Source organism: Companilactobacillus metriopterae, from assembly GCF_004117915.1.
Classification (GTDB): domain Bacteria; phylum Bacillota; class Bacilli; order Lactobacillales; family Lactobacillaceae; genus Companilactobacillus; species Companilactobacillus metriopterae.
In genome coordinates this window covers 309,846-326,506 of the sequence record NZ_RSTD01000001.1, presented here as the reverse complement: position 1 = coordinate 326,506, position 16,661 = coordinate 309,846, and the positions used below count along the sequence as shown (strand labels likewise).

Sequence of the window (16,661 nt, the reverse complement as noted above, 5' to 3'; positions counted from 1 at the left end):
AATATAAATTAGGAGGGATTTTCATGACAAAACTGTTTATAAGAAAAACAGATCTAGATCACGGAAATGTTATGACTATTAGCAATAAAAATAGCCATACTATTTTCATCGCTTCTAGAGATAAAAAAGATCCCTTACTAATCAAATTATATAACACTCAGAATGAACTTATTGGAGAAATTAAATATAAAAACAAACTCCTAAATTCTTTTAATTTTTTTATTGAGGAAGTTAATATTGCCAGTATTACGACACTTCCAGTTATTGACTTAAGATTTATTCACATTTCAAAATTGAATTGGAATGTTCATGGTAATTTACCATTATGCAAATACACTGTTACTCATAAATCTGAACCAGTTTTTAACGTCCATCCAAGTGTGGGTAGAATTAACCAACAGATTTTAGAAATGGATATTGCTGACAATTCCAATATGCCTGTGATTGTTTTAATCACTATCTTTCTAAATAGATATCTTAAACTACCTTTATTAGATAGCGATAAAAAAACAAATTTAACACCTTCTAAATCAAAATTAAAGTTATCGGTAAGTAAAATAAAAAACAAAAAGACGTCTTGTTAGACGTCTTTTTTATATAAGATTTAATTGCATATGTTCGTACAGATGAGTTCCAATATATAATTCGCCAACTTTTTTAAAACCTAGCTTTTCATATACGTGTCTAGCACGATCATTTTTGGTATCAACATTCAAACTAAGTGTTTTTTCGCCTTGGTTCTTAACCCACTCGATTAATTCTTTTAGCATTTTAGTTCCAATACCTTGGTTTTGAAGATCTTTAGAAATTGCAAATGAATCTAAGTACCACTCACCAGGCCATGCCTCTTTGTCATCGAACAGTGTTTGTGAGTCAATCCCATGCTTCTGCATAATTTTTTGCATCGGTTGATCAATATCATCTTCTAATTCTTCTGGATAGCCCACAGATAATCCTGCGATTTTTCCCTCTATCTCTTCAACTAGAATATTCTTATAGCCATATCGATAGTCACTTTGGAAAAATCCTTCACGAATTAGTTTCATCATTTTTTCGCGACCAACTTTATTGAAAACTTCTAATTCCATATCATCAAAAATTTGGAACAGTATTGGTATTAAATGATCTACATCTTCTTCTTTAGCAAATCTAAGCATTTTTTCACCTCATCTAAATATGATACCGAAACTTACAAATTATTCAAAAAAAAAGATGATATCTAATTAGATACCATCTTTTTTTGATAAGTTGTTCATTTTTATTTGAGCTTTAGCTCATATATTATGCTACAGTTCTATCTTTTCATTTAGAATAAACAGAAATTTGAATCAGTCTCAAATTAGTACACTTTCCAAAATTTGTATAGACCTTTAAATATATTCACTTAACATTTCAAAAAACGAATGAACTTGTTTTTTTATATCTGCACTATCAGTGCTCAAATTATCTTCAAACCAAGAGTATAGAATAAAAACAAATCCTCCCATCAAATATCTGCGGTGAGAATTAATTTTGTCTTCTCCTAGTTCATATTTATAAAAAGCTTGGTTAACCAAAGAAATAATATAATCTCTCCTATTCATATCAGACGTTAGTCGATACATATTAAGACAAATCTTCTTATTATTAACTATATAGTCAATTAGTCCCTCAACAATTGGCCTTAAACTCAAATTTTTGACGATTATATTAGGTAATATTCTTTCATTAAATAAGCTCTTGTAAACTTCTTCCAATGATTCAAAGTGATAGTAAACGGTACTTCGACTTAAATCGGAAATATTTACTAATTCAGTAATTGTAAACTTATCTCTCAAGTTATCTGATAATTCTTTTTCAACAATATCTAGTAAATACTCTCTAGTTAAATTCATATTTCACCTCTTTGCGCTTAATAATTTTAGCAGTCCCAACTAGACTTTAAAAATTATTAGCACATAAAAAAAAGACCCAATCTCGAAAAAATTAACGGGTATTTTTCAATGCTCGTTGAATTTCTCTTTCTTGATCGCGTCTCTTCAATGTTTCACGCTTATCGTATTGTTTCTTACCTTCAGCAACACCGATTAAAACTTTTGCAAAACCATTTTTTAAATATACTTTTAAAGGAATTATTGTAATTCCTTTCTCTTGAACAGTTGCAGTTAATTTTCTAATTTCTTTTTTATGTAACAGTAATTTTCGTGCTCTCAACGGGTCGTGGTTAAACTGATTACCCTGATCATAGACACTAATATTTACATTATCCAACCACATTTCACCATTTCTCGGTTGAACATAGCCATCACGGATTGTTATCTTACTGGCACGCACAGATTTTATCTCTGTCCCTGTCAAAGAAATACCTGCCTCATAGGTTTCTAAAATATTATAATCATGTCTTGCTTTACGATTATTAGCTACTTCGTTATCAGCCTTTGCGTGATGTTTTTTCATAAGTCATCACCGTCTTTCGTATTTACTATTGCGATGTCTTTTCTTATCAGAATTGTTATTCTTATCTTCATGACCTCTGCCATTGCGACTCGAATTTTTGCGATTATTACGACGCTTTTGGAATTCCGCTTCACGCTTAACAACCATTTCTTGTTCTTCTTTTGTTAGAACTCTTTCAAAATCAAGTTTTCTAAGTTCTATATCAGCTCTTATTAGCTTAACTTTAATTTCTTGACCGACTTTGAATTCTTTTCCAGAATTTCGTCCATGAATTGACATGCTCTTTTCATCATATTCATAGAAATCATCTTTCATATTAGAAATATGAATTAACCCTTCAACTGTATTTTCAAGCTGAATAAACATACCAAATCCTGTAACAGAACTCACAACTGCATCAAATTCATTTCCAACTTGATCTGCCATGTATTCTGTCTTCTTAAGGTCATTGACAGCTCTTTCTGCATCGATAGAATGTCTTTCACGACCAGATGAGTGCTCTGCAATGTCAGGAAGAATTTCTGACCACTTATCTTGTTCTTCATCAGTGAATCCTAAATCTGCATACTCATGTATCATACGATGAACAATCATATCAGGATAACGTCTGATTGGTGAAGTAAAGTGTGTGTAATATTTAGCAGCTAGTCCAAAGTGTCCTAGAGGATTATCAGAGTATCTAGCTTGTTGCATACTTCTCAATAGCATGATAGTAACAACAGCTTCTTCTGGAGTACCAGAAACACTCTTTAAAACATTTTGGAACATCATTGGGCTTATTTCTTTAAGGTTACCCTTTACTTCTACACCCATAGCGGCAACAAATTCAAAGAAACGTTTTACTTTCTCATCATCTGGTTTTTCATGGACACGATACAAGAATGGCACTTGCTTAGTACTATAGTGTTCAGCCACTGTTTCGTTGGCTTCCAACATGAATGACTCAATCATTCGTTCAGAAATTCCACGTTCTCTCAATTCAATATCTGTTGGTTTACCATTTTCATCAACGATAATTTTTGCTTCAGTTTCTTCAAAGTCAATGGCACCACGATTATGACGCTTATTATAAAGAATTTCGTGAAGAGACGCCATTGCTTGAATTTGAGGAACAATAGCTGAATATTCTTCATTAAGTAAGGGATCACCATCTAAAATTTCATTAACATTTTTATATGTCATACGATATTTTGACTGAATTACACTAGGGTATATCTCATGTTTAATAACATCCCCATTGCGATCTATTTCCATATCACAAGTTAAAGCAAGACGATTCTCACCAGGATTTAGTGAACAAATACCATTTGAAAGTCTAAACGGAATCATTGGAATAACACGATCAACTAAATATGTACTTGTTCCACGTTCAAAGGCTTCTTTGTTAAGTTCACTACCTTCAGTAACATAGTGTGAAACATCCGCTATATGGACCTCTAAATGGAAATTACCGCTAGGTAAGACATCAACACCAACAGCATCATCAAAATCTTTTGAATCATCTCCATCGATTGTCATAATTACATGTTCAGTTAAATCTTTGCGACCTTCCCAATCTTTTTCCAACACTTGATCAGGTATTGATTCGGCTTCCTTTAAAACTTCATTAGGAAATTCTGGGTTGATATCGTTATCAATAACAATAGAAATAATATCAACACCGGGATCATTTTTATTACCCAATATTTCCAAAGCAGTTCCCTTCATACTTTGTGGGTGCTTTTCATTAGGGTATTCATCTACTGAAACTTGAACCATATCACCCATTTGCGGGTGTAATCCCTTGTCTGAAATAAAAATCATATAAGAAGCAATTTTCTTTTCATGACTCTTTATATATCCGAAGTTTCCAGTCTTTTCAACCTGTGCATCACTATATGGATGGAATTCTCCGACAATCTTTGTGCTTCCACGTTCTACAATACCTACTACTTCACCTTCAGGTCCCTTGTCAATCCAAGGATTAGAAGGCTTAGTTATTTTGACTTCAACGGTATCTCCATTGACAGCAAACAAAGTATTGCCTTTATTGATAAATATATCAGGTTCTACTTCGTCATATCTAACAAATCCAAAACCCTTTTCGTTTCCTCTAAATGATCCTTCGACTACTTTAGTCTGTTGAGCCATCTTAAATTCATCAGTATTAGTTAGTGTAATTTTACCTTCACCTTCTAATACTGCAAGTGCTTTAACTACGCGTTTAAACGCACTTGCTCCGTGCATTCTAAGCGAATCTTCTACTTGCTCAGAAGTGTATCTTTTTTCGGGATTACTTCTAAAAAATTCAAGTATATCCGCAATTAATTTTTGTTCTTTATCAGGCATTTTTGTCCTCAATTATTTTCTAAAAAATTTAATAAATCTATTTCCAATTGTTTATGTGCATCATTCACAGTTAGCACGTGCCCTGCATCATATAAATGGATTTCAGCATTAGGAACTTTCTTCCCCATTGATACTGCCAGCTCAGGATTTACTAGCTTATCGTATGTTCCTTGACCAATAAAATATGGTTTTCTAATTTGAGATATTTTGTCTTCAACATCTTCCGTATAAGAAGCTATGCTGGCCATCATTTTATCTAAATTAGTAGTAAGTAAATCCAATTTTTTATCTATATCCGCTTGATTGTTTAATTCATAAACTTTTCTAGAATATTGAAAAAACCCTTGGCGAATATTACTAAAATCTCGACTACCTAAAGGTGTTCCAAATACTCCACCTAATTTGACTCTATTGTTTTCCTCTAATATCTTAGTGGCAAAGATAGAGCCAAGCGATAAACCAAATACAGATATTTCGGTCATACCTTCTGATTCCAAAAATTCGATAGCTTCAACAGTTTGTCGATACCAAATATCTGGTGATCCCTGTTCAAAAATATCATTTGGTTCAAATGTTCCATGACCTGCAAACATTGGTGCATAAGCTGAGTATTCATTTCTCTCTAAGAATCTGCCTAATAGACGCATGTCATTAGGGCTTCCAGAAAATGAATGTAGGAGTAATACAGCTTTGGTGCTATTTTTAAAATAAAATGGCTTAGGTTCAACTATTTTCACTTTAATCCCTCCTAACAAAAAACCCCCTGATCAAACTATCAGGAGGTTAACTAAATTAATGTGATGATAAGTATACTAGTATTAGAGAAAGTCCAAAGAAAATTACTAGTAGTACATATGTAACCTTGACCATAAATGCTTCAAAGCCACGTTTCTTTTGGTTACTGAATAAATCAGCACCACCACCAGAAAGTGCACCCAAGGCATCTTGTTGTTTAGTTGGTTGCATCAATACTGCAATAACGATAAGAATTGACACAAATATTAATAATCCTTCAAGTATATTATACACCTGCAAAACCTCCAAAATTGGTGTTAGACGCTAAAATCACTTCTACAAGAATAACATATTTATTATGATAATTCTAGTTAATTCCGTTAATCATTGTTCTAATTTGAGATCGATATTCTGCCCTTCTAGGGGAAGGTACTGAAAATATAATTCGGTCTCCTGATAGTATCATAGTATCTCCATGTGGAATAATTAATTTTTCTCCACGGTATATTTTTACAATTAAACATTCGTTAGGCAAAGACAATTGACGAACTTCTTTACCATTAATCTGAGATCCTTCATAAACAGGAACTTCAATTGTATCTTCTGAATTAAAATCAGTTGAATGGCTGCCATTTATCTTTATTTTACTCTTCAAAGATTCATAAATTGGCGCACCTCCAAGCAAGTCTACTATCAGATATGCCACTAGTGAAACTACTGCCAAAGGCATTAAATGTGCCAAAGAACCCACCATTTCCGTAACCAATATGATGGCTGTAAATGGAGCTTTACCAATACAAGCAAAGTATCCTGCCATAGCATATATGATTAAGCTACTTTCAAATTGCATAGGTAATAAGCCCAAGTGACTAAATATAACTGTAAATATTGCTCCAATAATTGCCCCCAAATTTAAAATTGGAAGGAATATTCCACCAGGAAGACCTGATCCATAAGATATCATCGAAAAAATGAATCTAAAGACAAATAATCCTAATAAGGCCAATAAACCAATTTTTAAACTAGGTAATGAGGTGATAATAGAGTTACCACCACCAAGATATTGTGGAACAATCAATCCGATTGGCACAATTAATACAAAGGGAATAATACCCTGCCAGTTTCTCGGAATTCTACTATAAGATAGCCATTTAGGCATTCTTAGTAAAGCGATTTGGTATAACCTTCCTAAAACTCCTAAAGCAATACCTAGTATTAACAGAATCCAATAGTATTTTATTGGGAAACTTGTATTATGAGATATATCTAAAATTGGCTTTAATCCAAAAATATATAATGTCACAAAATTGGCTGATACAGCACTTGCCAATGCAGTAATCCATACAAGTGGAGAAAAATTATGATAGATTTCTTCTAAAACAAATAGTGTTCCTGCAAGTGGGGCACTAAATGCAGCAGCCAAACCAGCCGCAGCACCACTAGAAATTAAAATTCTTTGATGTGATGAAAATTCATCATCAATTAACTCACCAAAACCTTGTCCAACCATTGCACCCAATTGGATGGATGGCCCCTCTCTTCCTAGAAACAAACCAGGTCCGATACTAATAATTCCACCCAGATACTTCTTCCATAGAATCGACCACCAATTGAGTTTCAATTCTCCGGCTAGCTGTAATTCAACCTGAGGTATTCCGGAACCAGCAATATTTTTTTCGCTCTTCAATAGTAATGCATTAATAACAACAAAGACAATCAATGTGGCAATGATGCCAGCTAAAACCACAAGATTTCCTTGAGTTTGTACTAAAGAATAAAAATTACGAAAACTTGCTAATAAGTTTTCGATTATCCAACGAAATGAGCTTACTATAGTTCCAGCTATTAATCCGACTAGTACTCCTTCAAAGGTCAACTTTACTTTTTCAAAATTAATATTTGCGTCCATAATTACCCCCGTTAGTTTAATTATACATTACGCAGAGGAAAACAAAAAAAGACAGCCCTAAGGCTGTCTTTTTATTTACAATAATCTGTAATTATTTCTTTAGGTTGTAGAAACTGTGTACACCTTTGTATTCTGCTTGTGAGCCTAATTGATCTTCGATTCTCATCAATTGGTTGTACTTAGCAATACGGTCTGTACGACTCATTGAACCAGTCTTAATTTGACCAGCGTTTGTAGCAACAACAAGATCAGCAATTGTTGTATCTTCTGTTTCACCAGAACGGTGAGAAACAACAGCTGTAAATCCAGCTTCTTTAGCCATTTCGATAGCTTCAAATGTTTCTGTAAGTGTACCGATTTGGTTTAGCTTGATAAGAATTGAGTTTGATACTCCCATATCAATACCCTTCTTCAAGTAATCAGTGTTTGTAACAAATAGGTCATCACCAACTAGTTGAACTTTGTCTCCTAGTTTAGCAGTAACTTTTTGCCAGTCTTCCCAGTTGTCTTCATCGATAGGATCTTCGATTGTAAGAACAGGGTATTTTTCAACGATTCCTGCAAGTAGGTCGATGAACTCGTCAGCTGTTAGTTCAGCACCGTTGGCACCTTCACCTTTAAGTTCATACTTGCCAGTTTCTTTGTTGTAGAATTCTGATGAAGCACAGTCAAATCCAATAGCAATATCATCACCAGGTTTGTAACCAGCTTTTTCAATAGCTTCAACAAGAATCTTGAATGGTTCTTCGTTGTTTTCAAGGTCAGGAGCAAATCCACCTTCATCACCAACAGCAGTGTTTAGACCGCGAGCTTGTAGAAGTGATTTTAGTGCGTGGAATGTTTCTGAACCCATACGAACTGCTTCACGGATTGACTTTGCACCAACAGGTAGAATCATGAATTCTTGGAAGTCAACGTTGTTATCAGCATGCTTACCACCATTGATAACATTCATCATTGGTGTTGGCAATGTATGAGCATTTGGTCCACCAAGATATTCATATAGAGGTAAACCAATTTCGTCAGCAGCAGCACGTGCAGCAGCAAGTGATACACCAAGAATAGCGTTAGCACCTAATTTACCTTTGTTTTCTGTACCATCAAGAGCGATCATAGCTTGATCAAGTGCTCTTTGATCAGTTGCATCCATACCGATAACTTCTTTAGCGATTTTATCGTTAACATTAGCAACAGCTTTCAAAACACCATTACCATTAAAACGTGATTTGTCTCCATCACGAAGTTCTACAGCTTCGTGTTCACCAGTAGAAGCACCTGATGGAACAAGAGCGCGACCGAAGCCACCTAATTCAGTATAAACTTCAACTTCAACAGTTGGATTTCCACGTGAGTCAAGGACTTCACGACCTAAAATATCAGTAATTACAGACATATTGTAATCTCCTTTTTTATTTCAAATATAAGTTTATTTTAACATTAATTTTAGTATTAATTAATATTAATTATTTTTGATAGTTAACTAGTGCGATGAATGATTCTGGATCAAGTGATGCTCCACCAACAAGTCCACCATCAATGTCTTCTTTAGACATTAATTCTTTGATACTTTCTGGTTTTACAGAACCACCGTAAAGAATACGAACTTTATCAGCTGTATCAGCATCATAAAGACTTGCAACTTTTTCACGGATTACATGAACAACTTCTTGTGCTTGGTCACTTGTAGCTGTTTTACCAGTACCAATTGCCCAGATTGGTTCGTAGGCAATAACAAGGTTAGCAACATCAGCAGCAGAGATACCTTTAAGAGCTGCTTCAATTTGACCAGTAACGAATCCTTCTGTTTCGTTTGCTTCACGTTGTTCTAGTGTTTCACCACAACATACGATAGGTGTTAGACCATTAGCAATGATCTTAACTGCTTTTTTGTTAATATCTTCATCAGTTTCGTGGAAATATTCTCTACGTTCTGAATGTCCAATAATTACATATTCAACACCCATTTCTGCTAGTACTTTAGGACTGTTTTCACCTGTAAAGGCACCTTCGTCTTCAAAGTATGAGTTTTCAGCAGAAATCTTTAGAGGTGTATTTTTTGAACCTTCTACAAGTGTATATAAATCAACAGCTGGTGCACCGATAACGGCTTCAACACCAGATTCTGGTAATTTACCTTCAATTGCATTTAAAAATTCTTGTGCTTCTTTAGGGTTTTTGTTTAATTTCCAGTTACCCGCGATAATTGGTGTACGCATAAATTTGTTACTCCTATTAAATTATTTGTCTGAGATTGATGCAATACCAGGTAATGTCTTACCTTCTAGATATTCAAGTGATGAACCACCACCAGTAGAAATATGTGTGATCTTATCAGCAATACCTAGTTGTTTAGCAGCAGCAGTTGAATCACCACCACCAACGATTGTAATAGCATCAGGTAGTTCACCAAGTGCCTTACCAACTTCAAGAGTACCGTTGGCAAAGTTGCTCATTTCGAATGCACCCATTGGTCCATTCCAAACAACTGTCTTAGCACCTTGTAATTTACTTACAAATAACTTGATTGATTCTGGTCCAATATCAAGAGCCATCATGTCATCAGGAACATCAATTCCAGATACTTCAAATGGAGCATCATTTGAGAATTCTTTTGAAACAAGGTGATCTACAGGTAGAACAATCTTGTCTCCAGCTTTAGCTAATAGTTCCTTAGCTAAATCAAGTTTGTCTTCTTCAAATAGTGACTTACCAATCTTGTGTCCTTGAGCTGCAAGGAATGTATATGCCATACCACCACCAATAATGATGTGATCTGACTTAGGAATTAGGTTTTCAATAACAGCAATCTTATCTGAAACCTTAGCACCACCAAGAATTGTAACGAATGGGTGTACTGGGTTTTCAACAGCATTACCTAAGAATTTGATTTCTTTTTCCATAAGGAATCCAGCAGCAACTGGTTTGTTGCTAGCTTTCATTGCTTCTGAAATACCAACGTTAGATGCGTGAGCACGGTGAGCTGTACCGAAAGCGTCATTTACAAATACGTCACCAAGTGATGCCCAGTATTCACCTAACTTAGGATCATTTTTACTTTCACGTTTACCGAAGTCATTATCGATATCTTGGAAACGAGTATTTTCCATAAGAAGGATTTCTCCATCTTGTAGTGAGTTTATAGCATCTTCTAGTTCTTTACCTTCATTTGAAGGTACAAACTTAACTGGTTTTCCAATTAGTTCTTCTAGTTTAGCTGCAACTGGTTTTAGAGTAAGAGCTTTCTTGTCATCATCACTCTTAATTCTACCTAAGTGAGATAGAAGAATAACTTTTCCACCATTATCAGCTACATAGTTAATTGTTGGCATTGCTGCAACGATACGGTTTGTATCTCCTACAACACCATCTTTGATTGGAACATTAAAGTCAACACGGATAAGAACCTTCTTATCTTTTACATCAACATCTGAAACGATTAATTTTGCCATGTTAAATCCTCCGAAGTTTTTTCCTAAAAAAAAACGGAAGGAGTTTCCTCCCTCCGCCATTTCAAACTTAATAAAAGTTTTAAATTGCTACTAAATGACTAAAAATTAGTCTAAGCTAGCAAATTTTTGAAGTGTACGAACCATTTGAGCTGTGAAACCTGATTCGTTATCATACCATGCAACAGCCTTAACAACTTGGCCTTCACCTGAACCAACAACTTGTGTTTGTGTTGGGTCAAATACTGAACCAAATGAAGTTCCGATAATATCAGATGAAACAATTTCATCATCGTTGTAACCGAATGATGGGTTGTTTTCTGTATATTTCTTAACAGCAGCGTTTACATCATCAGCTGTAACTTCTTTGTCAAGAGTAACAACAAGTTCTGTAAGTGAACCTGTGATAACGGGTACACGTTGTGCATGTCCATCAAGTTTACCTTGAAGTTCAGGAACAACCAAACCAAGAGCCTTAGCAGCACCAGTTGAATGAGGAATGATGTTAGCAGCAGCAGCACGTGCAGCACGTAGGTTACCACCACGATCAGGACCATCTTGAAGTTTTTGAGTAGCTGTGTATGCGTGAACAGTTGTCATTGTACCAGCTTTGATACCGAATTCTTTGTTAACGGCATTTGCTAGAGGTGCAAGACAGTTTGTTGTACATGAACCAGCTGAAGCGATTCTTACGTCTGATGTTAGAACGTCATCGTTTACACCGTAAACAACTGTTGGCATCTTACCAGCAGGAGCTGAGATAAGAACACGTTTTGCACCAGCGTCCAAGTGAGCTTTTGCTTTTTCTTCTGATGTATAGAAACCAGTACATTCAAGAACGATGTCAACACCGTTTGTTCCAACCCATTTTAGGTCAGCAGCATTTGTTTCTGCGTATACAGGAATTTCTTTACCATCAACGATGATTGAGTTTTCTGTAGCTGAAATGCTGTCAGCCTTAAAGTTACCATGAGCTGTATCATATTTTAGTAGGTGTGCAAGCATTGCAGGTGATGTCAAATCGTTGATTGCAACAACTTCTAGATCTGAAGCAACTTCTGAAATACGACGGAATGCAAGACGACCAATACGTCCAAATCCATTAATACCAACTTTTGTAGTCATGAAAATTTCCTCCTTCAGGAAAGCAAAAATAATATTTTTAAGGGTTATCCCTTAAAATCAGTTTTGAGGCACCTTCGTCAGTTATTAACTGAGTGTGACTAGGTGCATTTTTCATATATGCTTGAATAGCTTCGGCTTTTGATTCTCCACCTGCTATAGCAATCACATATGGGATATTATCAAGGTCCCGAATGTGTAATCCAATTCTGGGTACCTTGTATACTAGTTTACCATTATGGTCATAGAAATGTCCAAATGCTTCAGCAACCGCTTTCTTAGTAACGATTTCATCTGCATCTTTTGATGGTAAGTTTCTACGCTTTGCCATGACTGCTGCAGTTCCAATACTATGAACAACAACATCACTCTTATATATTAAATCAAGAATCGATTTAATTGAAGACTCATTTTGCAAAGATTCAAAACTATTTTCGCTGATGTCCTCTGGTAAGTACAAAGATCTGTAATGACCATGAGATTTTTCAGCCATCTCAGCACACACATTATTAGCTTGTATCTGCATCGATTCTCCAACACCACCACGTGCTGGTAAGAATAACAAATCGCGATTTTTAGATAAATCTGGTGATAAATTTTGTGCAACCTGTGCCATGGTGGAACCACCGGTTACAGAAATTATTGAATCTCCAGCAGGAAGCAATGCTCCTAGTAGCTGATTCAATCGACGACCAAATGAATCTACGACGCGACTCTGTCTATCAGAATTTCCTGGTAAGATTATACATCTTTCAATTCCTAACTTTTGACTAAGCTGCCTTTCAAGTATGGTTCTTCCTTGAAATTCGGCAATAACATTACTTAGTTGTGTAGAAACTCTCTTACCTTCTTCTGTTAAAGACATCCCTGATTTTGAAGAAATTAGCAATCCTTGATTTTTCAAAAGCTCAGTCTCAGTTCTCAGTGACCTTTCGCTCAAATCTAAATCTTCTGCTAAAATTCTTCTTCCGACAGGTTCCATCAATGAAATGGTCTGAAGAATCTTGAAACGCTTCTCCAGAGTCTTAACAAAGTCTGGGGCAATTAAATCCAGCAATTCAATTTCTTCATTATCTGCCATTTTTATCTCCGTGGGACTTTTTTTGTCCCTGTGTGTCTTTTTCTGACCCATTGTGTCAAAAAATAAAAGCCCTGTGAAAAATAATCACTTTTTGAGCACAACTAAATTATAACTTATCTCGATTATTTTTCAAGGACTAACCTTTTATTTATATAAATTTATTGAATAACTATCTTTAGATATAAGATGCATATTTGTAACACTTAGTACAATGAAGAAAATCAACCACGTTATCCACAGTCCTGATGTAGCATCAGTTGTAAAATGTGCCCCTACTCTAATTCTTGTGTACCACATGATTATGCAATAAGCCAAACTAATCCAAAATGTTATTTTTTGAAGTTTTATGTTACTTCTATCAACAAACATTGGTAACAACATAATAGCTGCTGCGGCCGTTGTATGACCAGATGGAAAACTCAAATGATTATCTGCTCCATTAGGAAATAACCACATAGTAAAATGTTGTGAATTTCCAGCTAATTCATAGGGACGCCATCTTCCCCAATATGTTTTCATGGCAGAATTAACATTGTCAGCAAGGAAACATGCTAATGTTGCAACGATCGCAACTTTTAACAAGTAGTCCATTTGATAGCTGCTCTTTTGTGATAACCAAATTTGAGATAAACCTATAATAACTAGATAAATAATTATCCAAATTGAAAAGTTACCTAGCCATGATAAGTGTAAATTACCACCATCACTATTGGCCTGTGCTATTGGAGCATGTTTGTCTAAATTATCTTTCAATGCTAATGAATAGTATAGAGTTGTTTTAAGATACCCTCTCCATAATTCCCAACCACCTAATGTCAGTGCTCCTAAAGCCGCAATTAATCTGATTAAAGTTGATTGATTCGATATCCTTAATTCATAATTCACAACAACCATTGAACTTAGAATGATTACCAAAGCAAGTGGCCAAAGACCAAAGTCTTGAAAAATTGTTCCAATTAATGAATTTTGATTAATTAATGCTTGCGATATTTGCCAATCATAAAATGTACCTATTAGCATAATTAATACAATTATCGATATTCCACCAATAATCCCTTTTCTTTGTGCTGTCATATTTTCTCCCCCAAGAGTATTTTGTAATACGCTTTCATTATAAATATAACTAGACACTTTTTGTATTATTTTTTTGCTTTTAAACAATCTATTTGTAATAATCTTTTATGTCATAGAAACTCGCGTCATTAGTGTAATGGATAGCACACAAGATTCCGGTTCTTGGAATGTGGGTTCGACTCCCATGTGACGCATAATTTATGGCTAATAAAAACAAAAAGCCCCTACTCAAAAGAGTAGAGACTTTTGCTGTAAGCAACCCATTAGCCGACCATGACCAATGAATCAATACATGTGATTGTATTCTTACATAGGTACACTATACATTAATAGTTGGCACATAGCAAATTAACGACTAAATCAATTGACCTATTAATATAATTGTGCTAAATTAGCACCATAGCATTTAGAGTGCTAATTTACTTTAGGAGGCAACATATGTTAGTACCTACAGTTATTGAACAAAGCTCACGTGGTGAACGTGCATATGATATTTATTCAAGACTTTTAAAAGACAGAATTATCATGTTATCTGGTGAGGTTAACGATCAACTTGCAAATACTGTTATTGCAGAATTGTTATTCTTAGATGCACAAGATTCAGATAAGGATATTTCTATTTATATCAACTCTCCTGGTGGATCTGTAACATCTGGTCTAGCAATTATGGATACTATGAATTTTGTAAAATCTGATATCCAAACAATTGCCACAGGTATGGCTGCTTCAATGGCCAGTGTATTGTTATCAGCTGGTACTAAGGGTAAGAGATTTGCCCTTCCTAACTCAACTGTCCTAATTCACCAACCTCTTGGTGGTGTTCAAGGTCAACAAACAGAAATCGAAATTGCAGCAAAAGAAATTTTAAAAACTAGAGAAAAACTAAATCACATTTTAGCTGACAACTCTGGTCAATCTTTCGAAAAACTACAAAAAGATACTGAACGTGATAACTACATGACTGCTCAAGAAGCAAAAGATTATGGTTTAATCGATGAGATTATGATCAACAAAAAATAATTTTTGACCCCAACATTTTTGATGTTGGGGTTTTTTTAGTTCATTTATTTGTTAATTTACTTTATCTGCCCTAATCTATAACTAGATAAGGGGGTAATTAAGATGAATACAACTAGCAGAATAGTAAACAGGAAGGCATTCATAATAACACTTTTAGCTGGTACATTTACTATGTCAATTAGTCAGTCATCGCTTTCAACTGCCTATCCCACTTTGATGAAATACTTCAACGTAGGCCCAACAACTATTCAATGGCTAACAACAGGATTCATGCTAGTAATGTGTTTGACTATGCCTATAAGTCCTTGGTTATTAAATAATGTTTCTTTTAAAAAACTATACCTAGGAATTATTTCTATATTTTCAATTGGTACCGTAATTATTATGCTCGCTCCAAACTTTCCTGTAGCGATGCTAGGTAGAATTCTTGAGGCACTAGCCGTTGGTATTTTATTCCCTTCATTTCAATCAGTATTACTTGAAATAACAACCAAAGATAAACGTTCAAGGACTATGGGTATTGCCGGTTTAGTCATGGGTTCAGCACTAGCATCTGGACCTATTATCTCAGGGATTGTTTTGAAGTTTGTTTCCTGGCAAGGACTTTTTGCATTCTTTCTAATCATTATGATTATTATTTTTATCAGCTCACTATTTTACATTACAGATGTATCGGAAAAACATAGTTATACATTTGATATATACTCAACTGTTAGTTTAATAGGTATTGTGGGATTGTTGTATGTAATCAACCAAGCGGGAACATCTATGTCTTTAAATATTGAACTAATTGTAGTTTTAATTGTCAGTCTGGTTCTATCGATATTATTCATTCACCGTCAATTAACAATTCCACAACCACTTTTAGATTTAAAAGTTATGAAAAATATAAATTTTGATCTAGCAGTTCTACTGACTGGGTTTTCTTACATTTCTCTAATTGTGGTTACTATTATTTATCCACTATATTATCAAAATGTATTACACATGAGTGTTCTTAACTCAGGTCTATCTCTAGTTCCACCCGCAATATTATTAAGTATTTTAAATCCTATTTCTGGACGTTTAGCCAAGTCATTAGGTTTCAAACGTTTATTACTACTAGGAATGATAATTATCACCATAGGATGGTTATCACTGGTAATAATACCTAACAAGAATTTTATAGAAATGATTATCATTGCCTGCTTAATTGAAGGGGGAAATGCTTTCGTCATGATGCCTGCCACTACTCTAGGTGGTAACTCATTACCTAATAATTTAATCTCTCATGGAACAGCAATAATTACAACAGTCAGACAAATCCTCGGATCTCTTGGCGTAAGTCTAGCAATGATAATTCTTTCGTCTGCAAATAAAAATTTCAACTTGCCTGAAGACTCAGGACAAATTGGATATAAATATGTATTTATTACATTCTTTGTTCTGGCATTAATCGGTTGTTGCTTTGCAATTTTAATAAGGAATTATTCAAATAAAAAAGAGTCGTAAGTATAAACTTACGACTCTT

16 protein-coding genes and 1 tRNA gene are annotated in these 16,661 nt (G+C 34.7%); 4 read left to right on the top strand and 13 right to left on the bottom strand.

Annotated features, from left to right (window positions below):
• Positions 1–23: 23 nt before the first annotated feature.
• On the top strand, positions 24–584 hold the full coding sequence (locus tag EKN01_RS01645) for an LURP-one-related/scramblase family protein (RefSeq protein ID WP_129044697.1): 561 nt from the start codon (positions 24–26) through the stop codon (positions 582–584).
• Positions 585–593: 9 nt separating this feature from the next.
• On the opposite strand, the gene EKN01_RS01640 is transcribed toward EKN01_RS01645, so the two are convergent.
• The 13 genes from EKN01_RS01640 to EKN01_RS01580 form a co-directional block, all read right to left on the bottom strand.
• Entirely contained in the window at positions 594–1,157 is a 564-nt protein-coding gene (locus EKN01_RS01640) for a GNAT family N-acetyltransferase (protein ID WP_099974475.1), read from the bottom strand.
• Positions 1,158–1,370: 213 nt separating this feature from the next.
• On the bottom strand, positions 1,371–1,874 hold the full coding sequence (locus EKN01_RS01635; protein ID WP_129044696.1) for a TetR/AcrR family transcriptional regulator: 504 nt from the start codon (positions 1,872–1,874) through the stop codon (positions 1,371–1,373).
• A gap of 91 nt (positions 1,875–1,965) precedes the next feature.
• Positions 1,966–2,436: an SsrA-binding protein SmpB gene (smpB, locus tag EKN01_RS01630; RefSeq protein WP_099974473.1), complete on the bottom strand. Its 471-nt coding sequence runs from the start codon at positions 2,434–2,436 to the stop codon at positions 1,966–1,968.
• A gap of 6 nt (positions 2,437–2,442) precedes the next feature.
• Positions 2,443–4,764 (bottom strand): ribonuclease R, encoded by a 2,322-nt coding sequence (rnr, locus tag EKN01_RS01625; protein ID WP_129044695.1) that lies wholly within the window; start codon positions 4,762–4,764, stop codon positions 2,443–2,445.
• 8 nt (positions 4,765–4,772) lie between these two features.
• The gene (locus EKN01_RS01620) at positions 4,773–5,501 is read right to left on the bottom strand and encodes an alpha/beta hydrolase (protein ID WP_129044694.1); all 729 of its coding nucleotides are present in this window, start codon (positions 5,499–5,501) and stop codon (positions 4,773–4,775) included.
• 55 nt (positions 5,502–5,556) lie between these two features.
• Positions 5,557–5,793 carry a preprotein translocase subunit SecG gene (gene secG, locus EKN01_RS01615; RefSeq protein ID WP_099974470.1) on the bottom strand — a complete coding sequence of 79 codons (237 nt, stop codon included), beginning with the start codon at positions 5,791–5,793 and terminating at the stop codon, positions 5,557–5,559.
• Positions 5,794–5,866: 73 nt separating this feature from the next.
• A complete protein-coding gene (locus EKN01_RS01610; RefSeq protein WP_129044693.1) occupies positions 5,867–7,408 on the bottom strand; it encodes a ClC family H(+)/Cl(-) exchange transporter in 1,542 nt (513 codons plus the stop codon).
• Positions 7,409–7,499: 91 nt separating this feature from the next.
• Positions 7,500–8,801 carry a phosphopyruvate hydratase gene (gene eno, locus EKN01_RS01605; protein ID WP_129044692.1) on the bottom strand — a complete coding sequence of 434 codons (1,302 nt, stop codon included), beginning with the start codon at positions 8,799–8,801 and terminating at the stop codon, positions 7,500–7,502.
• Positions 8,802–8,871: 70 nt separating this feature from the next.
• Positions 8,872–9,624, bottom strand: coding sequence for a triose-phosphate isomerase (tpiA, locus tag EKN01_RS01600; RefSeq protein WP_129044691.1), 753 nt, complete (start codon positions 9,622–9,624; stop codon positions 8,872–8,874).
• A gap of 21 nt (positions 9,625–9,645) precedes the next feature.
• Entirely contained in the window at positions 9,646–10,857 is a 1,212-nt protein-coding gene (locus EKN01_RS01595; RefSeq protein ID WP_099974467.1) for a phosphoglycerate kinase, read from the bottom strand.
• A 105-nt stretch (positions 10,858–10,962) separates the two neighbouring features.
• Positions 10,963–11,979, bottom strand: a complete 1,017-nt coding sequence (gap, locus tag EKN01_RS01590; protein WP_129044690.1) for a type I glyceraldehyde-3-phosphate dehydrogenase — start codon at positions 11,977–11,979, stop codon at positions 10,963–10,965.
• A gap of 37 nt (positions 11,980–12,016) precedes the next feature.
• The gene (locus tag EKN01_RS01585) at positions 12,017–13,057 is read right to left on the bottom strand and encodes a sugar-binding transcriptional regulator (RefSeq protein WP_129044689.1); all 1,041 of its coding nucleotides are present in this window, start codon (positions 13,055–13,057) and stop codon (positions 12,017–12,019) included.
• A gap of 144 nt (positions 13,058–13,201) precedes the next feature.
• Positions 13,202–14,131, bottom strand: a complete 930-nt coding sequence (locus EKN01_RS01580) for a phosphatase PAP2 family protein (RefSeq protein ID WP_129044688.1) — start codon at positions 14,129–14,131, stop codon at positions 13,202–13,204.
• A 122-nt stretch (positions 14,132–14,253) separates the two neighbouring features.
• On the opposite strand from EKN01_RS01580, the gene EKN01_RS01575 reads away from it, so the two are divergent.
• From EKN01_RS01575 to EKN01_RS01565, 3 genes are all read left to right on the top strand, one after another.
• Positions 14,254–14,325: transfer RNA gene (locus tag EKN01_RS01575), tRNA-Arg, on the top strand.
• 244 nt (positions 14,326–14,569) lie between these two features.
• Positions 14,570–15,151, top strand: a complete 582-nt coding sequence (gene clpP, locus EKN01_RS01570) for an ATP-dependent Clp endopeptidase proteolytic subunit ClpP (protein ID WP_099974463.1) — start codon at positions 14,570–14,572, stop codon at positions 15,149–15,151.
• A gap of 102 nt (positions 15,152–15,253) precedes the next feature.
• The gene (locus tag EKN01_RS01565) at positions 15,254–16,642 is read left to right on the top strand and encodes an MFS transporter (RefSeq protein ID WP_129044687.1); all 1,389 of its coding nucleotides are present in this window, start codon (positions 15,254–15,256) and stop codon (positions 16,640–16,642) included.
• Positions 16,643–16,661 lie beyond the last annotated feature (19 nt).